Source organism: Mycolicibacterium sp. MU0053, assembly GCF_963378095.1.
GTDB lineage: Bacteria > Actinomycetota > Actinomycetes > Mycobacteriales > Mycobacteriaceae > Mycobacterium > Mycobacterium burgundiense.
The window spans coordinates 974,549-989,077 of the sequence record NZ_OY726397.1 but is presented as its reverse complement, the minus strand read 5'-3'; the positions used below and the strand labels follow the sequence as shown (position 1 = coordinate 989,077).

At 63.9% G+C, this 14,529-nt stretch carries 15 protein-coding genes; 11 read left to right on the top strand and 4 right to left on the bottom strand.

Annotated elements, in window-relative coordinates; genetic code table 11:
• Positions 1 to 262: 262 nt before the first annotated feature.
• Positions 263 to 955 (bottom strand): TetR/AcrR family transcriptional regulator, encoded by a 693-nt coding sequence (locus RCP80_RS04620; protein WP_126332661.1) that lies wholly within the window; start codon positions 953 to 955, stop codon positions 263 to 265.
• A gap of 103 nt (positions 956 to 1,058) precedes the next feature.
• Between RCP80_RS04620 and RCP80_RS04615 the strand changes: the two genes are divergently transcribed.
• From RCP80_RS04615 to RCP80_RS04605, 3 genes are all read left to right on the top strand, one after another.
• Positions 1,059 to 1,571, top strand: a complete 513-nt coding sequence (locus RCP80_RS04615) for a PaaI family thioesterase (protein WP_126336679.1) — start codon at positions 1,059 to 1,061, stop codon at positions 1,569 to 1,571.
• A complete protein-coding gene (locus RCP80_RS04610) occupies positions 1,568 to 2,239 on the top strand; it encodes a TetR family transcriptional regulator (protein WP_126332660.1) in 672 nt (223 codons plus the stop codon). The genes RCP80_RS04615 and RCP80_RS04610 overlap by 4 nt, the downstream gene beginning before the upstream one ends.
• A gap of 77 nt (positions 2,240 to 2,316) precedes the next feature.
• Positions 2,317 to 2,781 carry a DUF6188 family protein gene (locus RCP80_RS04605; protein WP_308481217.1) on the top strand — a complete coding sequence of 155 codons (465 nt, stop codon included), beginning with the start codon at positions 2,317 to 2,319 and terminating at the stop codon, positions 2,779 to 2,781.
• Positions 2,782 to 2,823: 42 nt separating this feature from the next.
• Here the strand turns inward: RCP80_RS04605 and RCP80_RS04600 are convergent, their stop codons facing one another.
• Together RCP80_RS04600 and RCP80_RS04595 are read right to left on the bottom strand one after the other, a co-directional pair.
• Positions 2,824 to 3,873, bottom strand: a complete 1,050-nt coding sequence (locus tag RCP80_RS04600; protein ID WP_126332658.1) for an LLM class flavin-dependent oxidoreductase — start codon at positions 3,871 to 3,873, stop codon at positions 2,824 to 2,826.
• Positions 3,870 to 4,466, bottom strand: coding sequence for a TetR/AcrR family transcriptional regulator (locus RCP80_RS04595; protein WP_308481216.1), 597 nt, complete (start codon positions 4,464 to 4,466; stop codon positions 3,870 to 3,872). The genes RCP80_RS04600 and RCP80_RS04595 overlap by 4 nt, the downstream gene beginning before the upstream one ends.
• Positions 4,467 to 4,539: 73 nt before the next feature.
• Between RCP80_RS04595 and RCP80_RS04590 the strand changes: the two genes are divergently transcribed.
• Genes RCP80_RS04590 through RCP80_RS04575 form a run of 4 tightly spaced genes read left to right on the top strand, consistent with a single transcriptional unit; the run spans position 4,540 to position 7,310 of the window.
• Positions 4,540 to 5,736 carry a cytochrome P450 gene (locus RCP80_RS04590; protein WP_308481215.1) on the top strand — a complete coding sequence of 399 codons (1,197 nt, stop codon included), beginning with the start codon at positions 4,540 to 4,542 and terminating at the stop codon, positions 5,734 to 5,736.
• A 26-nt stretch (positions 5,737 to 5,762) separates the two neighbouring features.
• Positions 5,763 to 5,924 carry a hypothetical protein gene (locus tag RCP80_RS04585; RefSeq protein WP_163792016.1) on the top strand — a complete coding sequence of 54 codons (162 nt, stop codon included), beginning with the start codon at positions 5,763 to 5,765 and terminating at the stop codon, positions 5,922 to 5,924.
• Positions 5,909 to 6,361, top strand: coding sequence for a PaaI family thioesterase (locus RCP80_RS04580; protein WP_126332655.1), 453 nt, complete (start codon positions 5,909 to 5,911; stop codon positions 6,359 to 6,361). Before RCP80_RS04585 ends, RCP80_RS04580 begins: the two co-directional genes overlap by 16 nt.
• Before the next feature lie 58 nt (positions 6,362 to 6,419).
• Positions 6,420 to 7,310: an alpha/beta fold hydrolase gene (locus RCP80_RS04575; RefSeq protein ID WP_126332654.1), complete on the top strand. Its 891-nt coding sequence runs from the start codon at positions 6,420 to 6,422 to the stop codon at positions 7,308 to 7,310.
• 112 nt (positions 7,311 to 7,422) lie between these two features.
• Here the strand turns inward: RCP80_RS04575 and RCP80_RS04570 are convergent, their stop codons facing one another.
• Positions 7,423 to 8,292 (bottom strand): metal-dependent hydrolase, encoded by an 870-nt coding sequence (locus RCP80_RS04570; protein WP_308481214.1) that lies wholly within the window; start codon positions 8,290 to 8,292, stop codon positions 7,423 to 7,425.
• Positions 8,293 to 8,396: 104 nt separating this feature from the next.
• On the opposite strand from RCP80_RS04570, the gene RCP80_RS04565 reads away from it, so the two are divergent.
• The 4 genes from RCP80_RS04565 (at position 8,397) to RCP80_RS04550 (ending at position 14,449) form a co-directional block, all read left to right on the top strand.
• Complete coding sequence (locus tag RCP80_RS04565; protein WP_067773629.1) at positions 8,397 to 9,038, top strand: TetR/AcrR family transcriptional regulator; 642 nt, start codon at positions 8,397 to 8,399, stop codon at positions 9,036 to 9,038.
• Positions 9,039 to 9,311: 273 nt separating this feature from the next.
• On the top strand, positions 9,312 to 12,434 hold the full coding sequence (locus RCP80_RS04560; protein ID WP_163902113.1) for an MMPL/RND family transporter: 3,123 nt from the start codon (positions 9,312 to 9,314) through the stop codon (positions 12,432 to 12,434).
• Between the two features lie 450 nt (positions 12,435 to 12,884).
• A complete protein-coding gene (locus RCP80_RS04555) occupies positions 12,885 to 13,478 on the top strand; it encodes a hypothetical protein (protein ID WP_308481212.1) in 594 nt (197 codons plus the stop codon).
• Positions 13,475 to 14,449 carry an ImmA/IrrE family metallo-endopeptidase gene (locus RCP80_RS04550; protein ID WP_126332650.1) on the top strand — a complete coding sequence of 325 codons (975 nt, stop codon included), beginning with the start codon at positions 13,475 to 13,477 and terminating at the stop codon, positions 14,447 to 14,449. Before RCP80_RS04555 ends, RCP80_RS04550 begins: the two co-directional genes overlap by 4 nt.
• The last annotated feature ends 80 nt before the right edge of the window (positions 14,450 to 14,529 follow it).

Sequence of the window (14,529 nt, the reverse complement as noted above, 5' to 3'; positions counted from 1 at the left end):
CCGCGGATGGGAGGAGTTGCCCGCGAGACACCTCACGGACGTAGGGGGAAGAGTTCTCAACGCGGGAAACGGCGGTCCGAACACTGGGGTGGTGCACTCACTTTGCCGGCACGAATCGTCACGCGGATGCCCATGGAATCTGCGCGCACGGCCTCGCCGATGATGGCACCGAACGGTCCTTCGATGCCATCGCCGACGCGATTTGCGAGAAGGCGAAAAGGGTCCGAAGACCAGCCGGCTGGACGCTGTGATTTCGTTCTGCCTAGCGAGCTAAGCGCGCGGGGCGGCCCGTCTTCTTGGTGGCGGTCTTCGACTCTTTGGCGTCGCTGTCGGTCTTGCGGTGGGCGGCCAGAAAGTCATCGACGATGTTCACGCAGTCATTGTGAGTGATGGTGCGAAGCCCGGTCATTCGGGCGAAGGCGAGTGGTCCGACGAGTTGGCAGAGCGCCAGTTCCCGGTCGAAGTCGTCGAGTTGGGCTTGTGCTCTCGGGCTAGTGAGTATGGCGTCAAATGGTTGACGGTATTGGTCAACGACTCGGGCCCGTAGCGCCCCGGATGTGTGGCGCTCATCCGCTTCGTTAGTGGAGCCGGTGGGCCCCAATGAGAGCCAGGCGAGTGTCGTGACATGCAGCGGCGCGTCGTTGAAGAGAGCGGCTTGGCGGCTAAGCAATTCGATCAGCTGGTCACGGAGGGGTCCGCTGGTCGGTGCCGGAGTGGTCACTTGTGGAAGCAGGCGTTCGAACGTGGCTGCGAGCAGATGCGACGAACTGTGGAAGTGGCGGTACAGCGTGGTTCGGGCCACTTTGGATGCTTTGGTGACCGCATCAATGGTGACTGCTTCCACCCCACCGGTGCTCAGAAGCGTTGCAGCAGCATCCAGCAGCCGGGTGCGTGACCGGATGCGCCGAGGGTCCACGTCGTCGTCAGGGACTGGCACTGACTGACTGTCGCTCACTCATTCACCTCGGCGGTCGATCTTTCACGCGATGCTGTCACAGCAGTCTAGCAGTGTGGTACTAACGGTAGCGCAGCGAAACCGCTCGTATTGGAGGGTGATGGTGCCCGAAAGCGTGTTGCCGCCGGAGCGGCTGCCCTCGCACACCACGACGTGCATGGGTTGCGGCCCGGACAACCCTCATGGACTGCGTTTGGTGGTGCATCGCAGCGGCGACGCGGTGTACACCGATGTGACGTTCGACGAGCGCCACATCGGGGCTCCGGGCCTGGCCCATGGCGGGGCGGTGGCCGCCGCCTGTGATGACGTCCTGGGCTTCACATTGTGGATCGCCGGCACCCCGGCGGTGACCCGCACCCTGACGGTGGAATATTTGCGGCCGGTGCCGCTGCATCAGACCCACCGGATTACTGCCCACATCACCTCTCGTGAAGGACGGGCGCTGCATGTCACGGCCACAGGCAGGGGTGAGGATGGGCTCGCCCGCTTCACCGCCAGTGCAGTGTTCGTCGTAGTCAGCCCTGAGCACTTCGCCGCACACGGCGATGTCAGCGCTTTCGGCGATCTTCTGGAGCAGTTCTCGCGCCGCGGCGGTCTCAACCCGGGGCCGTCATGACTTTCCCTCAGGCCCGCAGCCACGGCAAAACCCGACGCTCGGAAGCGAACTCGGTCGCTGCAGAGAAGCGGGCCGCTACCGCGTCGCGCTCGCGCGCCTCCGCACAGCGCCGGGAAACGATTCTGGATGCAGCTTTGGCCGTGGCTGCGTCGGGTGGTTACGAGGCGGTCCAGATGCGGACCGTTGCCGAGCGAGTCGGCATCGCCGTCGGCACGCTTTACCGTTATTTCCCGGCGAAAACCCACATGTTGGTAGCAGCGCTGACGCGTGAATTCCGTCGACTCGACTCAGCCGGGGACTGGGCAGCCGGTGACGGCACACCGCTGGAACGGCTCGAACGGCTCACCGCGCATCTGCATGACCGCTGGCAGCGCGACCCATGGCTGACGACGGCCATGACACGGGCCTTCGCCGTCGCAGACACCCGCGCCGCCGCGGAACTCGACCGCGCCGCCGATGAGATCCAGATCCTGCTGGCCCGCACGCTCAGGGGCGGCGAGCCCACCCCCACCGATCTGCACGTCGCTGGCGTTATCTCCGACATCTGGTTGGCCAACCTCGTGGCCTTCAGCGGCCACCGCGCGACAGCCGCCGACACCCGCGACCGCATTGACCGAGCCACCAGGCGCGTCGTCACCAGCGCCGCTAGGCCCACCGCGAACCGATAACGATACTACTAGTATCGCAGCGCTACCTAGCGTACTCTTTGTAAATACGGCTCAACGATGCGTCGAAAGAGACTGCCATGTACACCCAATGGATCGAAAACCTTGTCGTACAACGCCTCTCGATACGTGGAGGCCTGGTTCTGGATTTCGATGACTACAACGAAATCGTGATCTCCTGCCCCCTGCTATTGACCCTTCCTGCCGTCGGCACCTACCCCATCGAGGCGGTGCGTATTGACCCCCTCAGGATCGCGACCCACGAACGCCCACTGCTGAACCTCGCCGGCGCGGTGTGCACCCAGGCTTGGTCCGGCGACGATGGAGGGCTACACCTGAGGTTCTCGCGCGGACATCGCATCGATGTCGATCCCGACGCTGAACAGACAGCGTGGGAGCTCTATGGCATGCGCCACGGCTACATGGCCTGCCTGCCTCAAGGACGGGTACGCGTGGTCCGCCATGACCTCCCCGACACCGACGACGCCAACATCGTCAACAGCGCCACGCAATCATCGGCGGGGTCGGCGCGGCAGACCGACTAATGCGGAGGCGGCGACGGGTCGACGTGGGCGGCAATACGTGGATTAGGTTGGACGTGGACCGGACCGCCCTGGCGACATCGAGGCGGGCGAGCATTCCCGGATGATGCTGTCGAGGTTTTGCTGCACGCGTTCCGGGGCGATGCCGACCGAGGGTGAATACAGCATGATGTGGTCGAGGACGCCGTCGTAGCGTCTCAGTTGTTCACGGACTTCGTGTGCCGTCCCGGCGACACCCATGGTGTTGATCATCTCGTCGGACACCGCGGCGAACATCGCCGGGAAATCGCGCTGGGCGAATGCTTCTCGGATGGTACGGCCTTCGCTGGCGAAGCCGTTCGCATCGAGTACCGTCTCGTAGGATTTGACCGAGGAGTAGAACGCAATCTGCTGCGCCAGTTCGCGCCTGGCGACTTCGACGTCGTCGTGGATGGCGCACATCACCATGGAAATGATTTCCACGTCATTGGGGTCGCGGCCGGTGTGCGCGGCACCCCTGGCGATAGCGGGCCGGACGATCTCCTCGACGTAGGTGGTGGTGAACAGGGGATGTCCGGCCAGGCCGTCGGCCACCCGCCCGGCCGCCTCGCACATCCGGGGCCGGACACCGGCAGTGACGATCGGGATCGGCCGGCTGGGGGGTCCCACGTCGCCGGTAGGGGTGAGATTCATTCTGTAGAAACGGCCTTCGTGATGGATCGGGCCTTCATGCAGGTTCCAGATCCGGCGCAGCAGCATCACGAGTTCTTCCATCCGCAGGGCGGGTGCGGAGGTGTCGGGCACGCCGTGCCAGTCGCTCATCATCCGTTTGGTGCCGTTGCCGATGCCGAGTACCAGTCGTCGGTTGGAGAGTTCGTCGAGATCGCGTGCCTCGGTGGCCAGCACCAGGGGGCTTCGGCCGACGCCGTAGAGAATGGAGGAACCGATCCGGCAGTTCTGTGTGCTGTTGGCCATCGCGGCCATGGAGATCGATCCGGACCGGGAGTAGAACTCCGAGGCCCATACGGCGTCGAACCCGGCCGCGTCGGCGGCCTGGGCGGTCTGGGCCAGTGACTTCAAATCCGCGCCGAGAACCGACAGGCCGTAGGTGCTCATGACTGGTCTCCTGTGCGCGGGCGCAGGCCGTCGAACATGACGGCGCTGAGGGTGCTGGCGACCACCGTCTCGTCGAGGTGGTTCCCGGTGACCAGGTACATGAGTGCATTGATGGTGACCGCGCCGAACAGCGCAATGGACGTCGATCGTGCATCGGGCTGAGCGACGAGGGAGCCGTCGCGGGCCCCTTCGACGAGCAGAGTTTCGACGGGTTGTTGGTAGGCGGTATTGATCATCTCGGCGATGGCCGGCATGCGGGCCGCTCGTCCCAGTTCGCCGATGAGTGCACGGCATACCGCTGGCCGCTGCGCCATTGCCCGCAGTTGTGCGCGGATGACGAGTTCGAGGCGTTCGGCACCGGTGCCGTCGGTGTGCACGATCGTGGTCACGGCATCGGAGATGTCCTTGAGGAGGTCTTCGAGCAGGAAGGCAAGGATGTCCTCTTTGCCGGCGAAGTAGTAGTACAGCGTCGCTTTCGGCACACCGGTTACCGCGGCGACGTCTTCGATCTTGGAGTCGTCGAGCCCCTTCTCGGCGAACAAGTCCGCCGCGGCGGGAAGCCGGTCAGAGATCTGACGTGGAATCTTGCGCATTGCCCCACCTGTCCCGTTCGGCCGGTTTAGACTGCCAGTCTAAACCGTCGTTACTTTGGTGGTAGGAGGTCTTGTGGTCTCGGTGCAGATTCGTTACGACCCGTTCGACGCCACGATCCTCAACGACCCCTATCCGACGTATCGGTTATTGCGTGACGCGGCTCCGGTGTACCGCGCCGAGGAATCCCATACCTGGGTGTTGAGCCGGCACGCCGACGTCCAGGCCGCAGGACTGGATCACGGCACGTACTCCTCGGTGGACGGCATCTTCCCCACCCCGCCGGGATCGGACTTCATCGGCTCGTTCCTGCGGATGATGATCGTGATGGACCCTCCGCGCCACGACCAGTTGCGTGCCCTGGTGAGCCGGGCGTTCAGTCCCCGGCGGGTGGCCGGGCTGCAGGGCGCCATCACACAGATGGCCGCGGAGTTGTTCGAGCGGCTCGACGAGGGGTCGGGGTCAGCGGACTTCGTGACCGACTTCGCCGCGATCTTGCCTGCCGCGGTGATCGCTGATCTGCTCGGCGTTCCCGCCACGGATCGTGATCAGTTCCGAGTGTGGTCGAGTCGGCTGGTCCAAGTCGACGTCAACCACGGACAAACCACCGACGCACTGACCGCCGCCGCCGCGATCTACGCCTACTTCACCGACTTTCTCGCCGACCGCCGCAAGAACCCCCGCGAGGACCTGATGTCGGCGTTGGCCAACGCCACAGTCGACGGGATCGGACTGACCGACGAGGAAGTCCTCGGCTTCTGCGCGCTGCTGCTCGTCGCGGGCTACGAGACCACCACCAATCTGCTGGGGAACTCCGCGGTCGTGCTGGCCCAGCATCGGCAAACCCGCCGACGCCTGGCCGCCGATCGAACACTGTTGGGGCCTGCGGTCGAGGAGTTGCTGCGTTACGACTCACCTGCACAGGGACTTTCACGAACCCTGACCCGCGACGTCACCCTGCACGAGACGACGATGCGTCAAGGTGAGAAGGTGCTGCTGTTGTTCGGGTCGGCCAACCGCGACGAGCGTGCCTTCCCCGATCCGGACGTGTTCGACATCGAGCGCACCAGTGAGCACCAGGTCGCCTTCGGTCGCGGCATTCACTTCTGTCTGGGTGCGGCGCTGGCGCGGATGGAGGCCCGCATCGCTCTGGATGCGTTGTTGGACAAGGTGCCTGACTGGGAGGTCGATCTTGAATCGGCGCGGCGGCTGCGGTCCGGACCGATCCGCGGCTACACATCGCTGCCCATCACTTGGACCACACCGGTCTAGCCCGTGCCCCTCTTCAACGACGCGTCGTGCGCTTCACCGCGACGGCCAGGTCCATCGCCGTCGAGGTCGAGCCCTCCGCCGCGCACGGCGACGTCGGCGCATTCGGCGACATGCTCAAACGATTCGCAGGCTCGAACGGTGATCGACACATGACCGGACAGGAGAAAGGGGCATGGTGGTGGCAGTGACATTCGCGCACTTCGATGAGCAGATCGCCGACCAGCTGCTCAGATCGGCGAACACAGCCGGTGGACTGTCGACGTTCCTGAGCTTTCGGCACACCGAACTCGCCGCCGGTCGGCTGGTGGCAGAGATGGAAGCCCGTGCCGAACTGCTCACACCCTTCGGCACCCTGCACGGCGGATGTCTATCGGCGATGGTCGACCACTGTCTCGGAGTCGTGTTCTACCCCGTCATACCGGCCGGATCATGGGTCGCCACCACCGAATTCAAGCTGAACCTGCTGCGACCCGTGTCCAGCGGGGTGTGTGTCGCCGTCACCGACATCGTGTCGCTGGGCAAGCGCAGCGGAGTAGCGCGCATCGACATCAGCAACGGCGACAAAGCCGTCTGCGTAGCCCAGGGCACGGTCACGATCGTAAACGCCGCGGGCACCGCACAATGAAGGCGCTTGTAGCCGGTCGCACGCTTCGGGCGGACTCCGATCTCGCCAGGAAGGTGTCATGACCTCCGCCGTGCAGCATCGGGTCCGAACCCAGGACGGGATCACCCTGGCCGCCGACTGCTACGACCACGAGGACGCCCGTCCCGTCGTGCTGCTCCTGCACGGCGGCGGCCAGAACCGGCACGCGTGGAGCACTTCAGCGCGTCGCCTCCACGCGTGCGGATACACAGTCGTCGCCTACGACACCCGCGGTCACGGCGACAGCGACTGGGACCCAGCCGGCAGATACGACATCGAGCGACTCGCGACCGATCTCCTCGCCGTGCGTGAGCACTTCAGCGCCGATACCGCCCCTGCCGTCGTAGGTGCATCCCTTGGGGGCATGACCGTGCTCGGCACGCATCTGTTGACATCCGGGGCGTCGTGGGCGGCGGTCGTCCTGGTCGACGTCACCCCGCGGCTTGAATTACAGGGCGCTCGTCGCGTGGTGACGTTCATGGCCGCACATCCCGATGGCTTTGGCACCCTCTCCGACGCCGCCGAGGTGATCGCCGCGTACAACCCCCATCGCTCGCGCCCGGCCGACGTCGACGGCCTGCGGAAGGTGCTACGGCAGCGTCACGACGGCCGCTGGATCTGGCGGTGGGACCCGGCATTCATTCACTCCAACTTCGACTTCCTCCGCGACGAATCGACCACGGGAACGGAGCAATTCGACGCAATCAGCCACCTGCTGCTCGACGGAGCCCGACGGGTCAGCGCCCCAACACTTCTCGTAAGGGGCCTGTTGTCCGACGTGGTCTCCCAAGCCACCGTCGACGAGTTCAAGCAACTGGTTCCCCACGCCGAGACCGTCGACGTATCCGGCACCGGACACATGATCGCCGGCGACGACAACGACGCCTTCGGCTCAGCCGTCACCGAGTTCCTCGGCCGGAGCTTCCTGTAGGTCGCGACGTGATCGAGCACCATCGAGCGGCCAGTAGAAAGAAGCGCGGAGCGAAGCCCATGAATTGTTCTTCGCTTAAGGCCGACTTTGACCGCGACGGGCTCTGGTCGAGCTAGACGTTACTACGCACTTGTTGGCCACCATCGGCGTCGAAGAGTTCCTTGGTCCAGCGTTCGAGGATTTCTGCGCTGTCCCAGTCGTCGGGATGAAATCCGGCGCGGGTGTAGGAACGAAAGCGCTCAATTGCTGCTGGGCTGAATAGCGGGTTATGACGGAAGGCTCGAAGGCTGCGCAGCAACCGCACCGGGTTGTAGGCGGCACGGTCACCGGCCAGAGAGCGGGTGGTCTGGATGACCAACTCGCTGAACAAGAGGAGGCTGGCGATCCGCATCCCCCAGACCCTGGTGCGTTCGCTTCCACCGACCGTCTCGTAGACATCGAAAGCGACGGCCTTGTGCTCGCATTCTTCCAGTGCGTGCCAGAGCAGAATAGGCCGCACTTCGGTGTCGCCGATCAATTCTTGAGCTTCGTCGCTGGTGAGAATGATCTCGGCGAATGTCGCCGTGTAGTGCTCGAGGGCGGCCGTCACAGCCAGGCGCATCTTTTGAGAAAAACGCTTCTCAAGTCGGCCAACCAACTTCTTGATATGCCGATCGATACCCTCGGTGGGATAGCCCATCGCTTGGAGCCGATCGTTGAGCAGCCGATGCTGGTGTCGGTGGGTGGCCTCTTGTGCGATGAATCCCTTGACCGCCTCCTTGAGGTCAGCGTCGCTGATGTGGTCCCGGTACTCGCGGACTGACCGGATGAAGAAGTCTTCGCCTTCGGGGAACGTGGCCGACAAGGTGGACACAAAGTGGCTCATCACCAAGTCGCCGTCGACGAAGTGCTGCCGACTGGTTCCAGCAGGCATGTCGAATCGAACACGGCGGGGCTTCGGGACGACCCGCGTGGTGGGCCGTGTGGACGAATCGTCGCTCATGTTGTTCTCCCGTTCGTCAAGGGCACGCTGGCGATCTGACTCTAAGCCTTGTCAGAATTAGATGGCAAGCTATCCACGTGGTTTCGGCGCGGGTGTATAGCGGGATGTCCGCCGAGGAGCGTCACCGGAACCGGCGCACCCGTCTCATCGAGGCCGCAACGGAGTTGATCGGCACGCGCGGCGTTGCCGCCGCCACTGTGACTGCCATCTGCGCTGAATCGGGTGTCACGTCACGCTACTTCTACCAGCACTTCTCCGGCCGAGACGCACTCCTGCGGGCTGTCTACCAGCAGCTCTATGCCACCTTCCAGGAGGTGATAGTCGACGCGATCCCCGATGCCGGTGAGCCACCGGAGGTGCTCGCGTACGCGCCGATCCGCAGGCTGGTCAGCATGATCGACGACGACCCTCGGCTGGGTCGGATCCTGTTCGTGGAATCTGCAACCGAGCCGCTGCTCCGGGAGCTACGCAGCGAACTGATGGCCGGTTTCACCGACCTCGTCTTGCGCGAGGCCAGACTCCACCTCGACATCGCCGACTCCGCCGTGGGGGTTGCCCATTTGGCTTCGACCTTGGGCGTGGGAGGGCTATTCGAAGTCTTGCGCCGCCGACTCGACGGAGAACTGGAGTTCACCACCGATGAACTCGTTCAGCACTGCGCAGGTTTCCTGGGCAGCCTCGGCAATTACGTGCTGCTGCAGAACACGGGCCAGTCGGCCACGACCGAAGCCCGACCCCACAGGTAGCGGCCCGCGGCCCGCTACGCGATGTGGCCGTGCGTGCCTCGATGCCAACGTCTGGGCCAGCAACAGCAAGACCCTGAACGGCAGCCAAGGCCAGTGTCGTCGACTGAACAACGTCGGCCTGGCTTCAGAAGCCAACTGAGTTTCGACGATTCCTCTGCCGACTGTGACCGGCGGCCGGGGCCCGACTGAATAGCGGCCGCACCAACTTGCACTACATGCAGTAGCGTAGCGATACCGACAGTATCGATACGATTCGCTACCAGTGGAGGTCCAGTGGCCGACGGCACTGCAGATTCCCCAAGCCAGGCCACGCGCCGTGGCCGGCGGGCCAACGGATCCCCCGACCCGGCCGACACCCGCGAGTACAGCGAACGGTTGGCAGCGCTAGCCCGATTCACCCTCCGGCACAAAGCGCTGGTCATCGGGGCATGGCTAGGCGCCGCGGTGGTCCTTGCGCTGCTGTTCCCCCAGCTGGAAACCGTGGTGCGCCAACAGTCGGTGGACCTCATTCCTCGCGATGCGCCGTCCTTGCAGACGGTTGACCGCATGAGCGCCGCTTTCGGCGAAGAAGGCTCGAAAACCATGGTGTTCGTCGCCATGGAAGACCCCAATGGCTTGACTCCGACTGCCCGGCAGGGCTACAGCGAACTCGTGCGCCGGTTGCAGGCCGAAGGCAACCACGTCCTGCTGGTGCAGGACCTACTGTCCGATCCGATTACCGAAGCCCAGGCAGTCAGCGCCGACCGCAAAGCCTGGTACCTGCCCGTCGGTGTCACCGGCACCCTCGGAGACCCCACGGCCTCAGAATCCGTGAACGCAGTGCGCGACATCGCAGCGGAGGTGTTCACCGGCTCGACCACGACCGTCCAAGTGACGGGACCACCGGCGACCTTCAGCGACATGATCGCCTCCGCCGAGCACGACCTGCTGCTGATCTCTATCGCTACCGCAGGCATGATCGCGCTGATCCTGCTGATCGTCTACCGGTCGGTTTTCACCGCGCTGTTGCCGCTCCTGGTAATCGGGTTGAGCCTGGCAGTCGGGCGCGGTGTGCTGTCTGTCCTCGGCGAGTTGGGCATGCCGGTCTCCCAGTTCACCGTCGCCTTCATGACGGCGATTCTGCTCGGCGCCGGAACCGACTACACGGTATTTCTGATCAGCCGTTACCACGAGCAGCGCCGCGCCGAAGTACCCGCCGATCAGGCCATCATCCACGCCACCGCCAGCATCGGGCGCGTCATCCTCGCCTCCGCCGCCACCGTCGCACTCGCGTTCCTGGCCATGGTCTTCGCGCGGCTCAGCGTCTTCGCCGCCCTGGGCCCCGCATGTGCCATCGCCGTGCTGTTCGGATTTCTGGCCACCGTCACCCTGCTGCCACCCGTGCTGTCGCTAGCCGCCAAACGCGGCATCGGTGAACCCAAACCCGATCGCACCCGCCGCTACTGGAACAGCGTCGCCGTCGCCGTGGTCCGCCGTCCCGTGCCACTACTCATCGTCAGCCTGGTCATCCTGCTCGCCCTATCGGCAGCCGCCACAACCATCAAAATCAGCTACGACGACCGCAAGGGACAACCAGACACCACAGCCAGCAACCAGGGCTACCAACTTCTCGACCGCCACTTCCGCAAAGACGTCGTCATCACCGAGTTCCTCGTCGTGGAAAACCCCACCGACATGCGGACCGGGAAAGGACTGGCCGATCTCGACGAGATGGCCTCCCGCGTCTCCCAAATCCCCGGCGTCACCAAAGTTTCCGGAGTCACCCGCCCCACCGGAGAGCGCCTCGACCAAGCAGAGCTGGCCTGGCAGAACGGCCAGATCGGCGACAAAATGGCCGGCGCGGTCGCCGAGGGCAACTCACGCAAAGACGACCTCGCCAAACTCACCGGCGGCGCCGACCAGCTCGCCGACGGCCTCGCCCAACTGCAGGGCACGGTGCGCACCGCCCTCACGCCACTGGCCGGAATCCTCACCCAAGCCCAATCCGCGGGAACTCAGGTCAACCAATTCCGGCCGCTGCTGCAACAGCTTTCCGCCACCGCGCCCGCCGTCGACCAAGCCATTCAATCCGGCCCAGGACTACGACCGCTGGCCAACCAAGCCCAAAACGCGATCACCCAGCTCGACCCACTCGTCGGCGCCCTCAACACCTCACCGTGGTGTGCCACCACCCCACAATGCGCCCAAATCCGCGACCAGGTGAAGATCCTGGTTACCTTGCGCGACAGCGGATTCTTCAACCAGATCGCCGACCTCGGCGACCGCTATGATCCCGCCACCAACGCCACCGTCGGTGGCACCCTCGCGAATGTCCAAAACGCGGTTGCCTCACTGGACAAGGCATTCGGAGCCCTCGGCAACCCCGCCGACCTGGCCACCAACCTCCGCCGACTGCAGGACGGAATCGGGCAGCTCGCCTCCGGCGCCCAAGCACTCGCCACCGGCGTCCGCACCCTCGCCGACAGCAACATCGAAATGCTGTCCGGCATGAGCCAGATCGCCACCCAACTACAGAACTCTTCGCGCGCAGCGGCTGACTCCGACTCCTCAAGCGGGTTCTACCTGCCCGCTAACGCATTCGAGAACCGACAGTTTACCGACGTCGCCAAACAGTTCCTCTCATCTGACGGCAAGACCGCGCGCTTCATGATCGAAACCAGCAACGACCCCTACAGCGTCGAAGCCATGGACCTCGCCAACCACATCACCGACATTGCCAACACCGCACGACCCAACACGTCACTCGCCGACGCCACCGTGTCCGTCGCCGGCTTCCCGGCTGTGAACTCCGATATCCAACGATTCCTGTGGGCGGATTTCGCACAATTGGCCATCGCCACCACGATCATCGTCGGCGTCATCCTGGTCCTGCTACTGCGCGCTCTCCTGGCACCGATCTACCTGTTAGGCACGGTTCTGCTCAACTACCTCGCCTCGCTCGGCATCGGCGTTGTGGTCTTCCAATGGGTACTGGGCCAAGAGATCGCCTGGCCCGTACCGCTGCTGGCGTTCATCATCCTCGTCGCCGTCGGCGCCGACTACAACATGCTGCTCGTCTCACGGCTCCGCGAAGAATCCGGGACCAACATCCGCGTCGGCGTCCTGCGCACCGTGGCAAACACCGGAGCCGTCATCACCTCCGCCGGGGTTATATTCGCCGCCAGCATGTTCGGCCTCATGGTCGGCTCAGTCGCCATCATGGTCCAAGCCGGCCTCATCATCGGCTTCGGACTGCTGCTCGACACCTTCCTCGTGCGCACCCTCACCGTGCCCGCGATCGCCACACTCCTACGCGAAGCCAGCTGGTGGCCCACTAAAGCAACAGCCCCGCGACGTGGTCAGACCAACGCAGGAGGCATGAAGGACGCACCTCACGTGCTGGTCCAGGATCGGTGAGAAGCGAACAGGGCAATGCCCGGCGTTACATGCCGTCCAGCGTGAGGGCGTTTTCACCCTAAACGAATAGGAACCTACGCCAGCACAGTCTGCCGGTGATCGACGGACGAAGTTCGAAGGTGCATTCTTGCCGCCGGAGTCGCGAGGGTGGCGAGGCCTGAGAACGTCGGAGATCTCATCGCGGTAGAGCCGCCACGAATGACACCGAAGCGCCGTCTCTGTCAGTTCGGTTTCAAGCTCGCGAGCCTGGTTCGACACCGCCGACCCGCTACCGTGCCGTCATGACATCGACGCGTGATGCGTACGATCGCCCCACACATTGGAAGGTGACCTCCGGCTTCACCAAGCCGCCGTAATGAAGTGGCGAGAAGGAGCATCGGCTCAGTAGCCATGACACGCCAGATGCTACATTCGCCGTAGAATTTCTACTCCATATGTAGTATCTCTCGCATGCAGCTCGAGCGAGATCAGGTTGACCCTTTCGCCCAGATCCTGGTTGTGGCATACCTAGGCGCAGCAGCTGGGGCCAGGAGCTTCACCGAGGAGTGGGGGATTCCACCCACGCGCACGCACAAGTCGCACTGGATGCGCTCAATCGCGCAGGCACAGGTAACGCAGTCAGAGCGCTTCATGCTCCATCCGGATTTCGCCGAGCTGGGACGGGTGCAGGTCACCGATATCACAGCGAACGACAGCTACCTGGTCAGGAGCAAGGCTGCCATCGAAATCGAGGCGGCAATGGGGCAGCCAGAACAGTTGGCGTTTCCCTTCGAACTCCGCACTCGGAACTCAACCGCCGTCCCAAACATGGTGGCTTACGGCTTCGAACGTGAAGGCATGCACCTGTGGTCGAGCGCATCGAAGCAGGCGGCCACCGGCAAGCGCCTTATACCCGCCGGGAGTCTTGAGTACGTCGGTTTCTGGCCCTTCGAGGGCGTGCCTTCACCAGATAATGGCGGCGGGCTAACTTTCGATCAAGGTGCACCGGATCCGTTTAACGATCTGGGGGACGACGTGGACTTCGGTGAGGCCGAGGGCTTGTGAACAGGCTTCGGTCATTTCGCGACATCGAGGGCATTAACCAGGCAGACCTGGCGGAAAAGCTAGGGATGTCGGTTCCCATGGTCTCTGCGATTGAAAGCGGTCGGCGAAGTTTCAATGGTGAGCTCACGGCGCTCGGCTATGCCGATCGCAGGCTGACGCTGCCCGACATGTCTGAGCCCATTCATCGCGCGCGCTCGTCCACGTCCTCCGCGGCGAAGAAGAAAGCCAAGGAGCTTCTCCGCCTGGCCGGAGAAGTCTTCGGAGAGCTGGTCGACGCGACTCCCAAGGCTCCGGACATCCTCCTGCGCCGGCGAGCACCGGTCACCAGCCGAGACGAAATTGAAGATGCTGCCACTGAAGTGCGCGCGATCCTCGGCCAGGAAGAATCCGGGCCGATCCGGAATCTGACGGCTCTGGTGGAACGCGCGGGCGTCTGCCTCGTTCCGATCCCACATTTGCCGGGCCTCGACGGGCTTTCCGCATGGGTGAACGGGGTGCCAGTGATAGGACTCGATCCTAATGTTCCCGGCGACCGTTTCCGGTTCAGCTTGGGCCACGAGTGCGGACATTTGGCGTTCCACGATCGACGCCACGACTCGGTCGAAAGCGAAGCCAACTTATTCGCAGGCGCTCTGCTGATTCCACCCGATGACTTCGACGCTGCGATGCCCGATAGGCCCAAGTTGTCCGATTTCATTGCGCTCAAGCAGACATGGGGGGTGTCGGTCGCAGCGATCATCTATCGCGCGCATGAACGCGGGCTCATCGACGACGCTCGGTACCGCGCTCTGCAGATCCAGATGTCAAAATGGCGTCGAAGCGAGCCGGGCGGATTTCAACCTGTGACGGGCGTTCTTTTCTCGCGGCTCGTTGAGCTGCACGGTGGCACTCAGGACGTCGCAAAGCAGCTTGGGGTTAACCCGAAACACCTCGGCGAGGTGTTGAATTGGAGCCATCTGCGGTTGGCGTGAACGCCGCTCAGGCGGACGCACGTCGTTGTCACGAACATCGTCGGCGCGTAACCGGATGGTCCTGATGTTTGCAGTCGGAG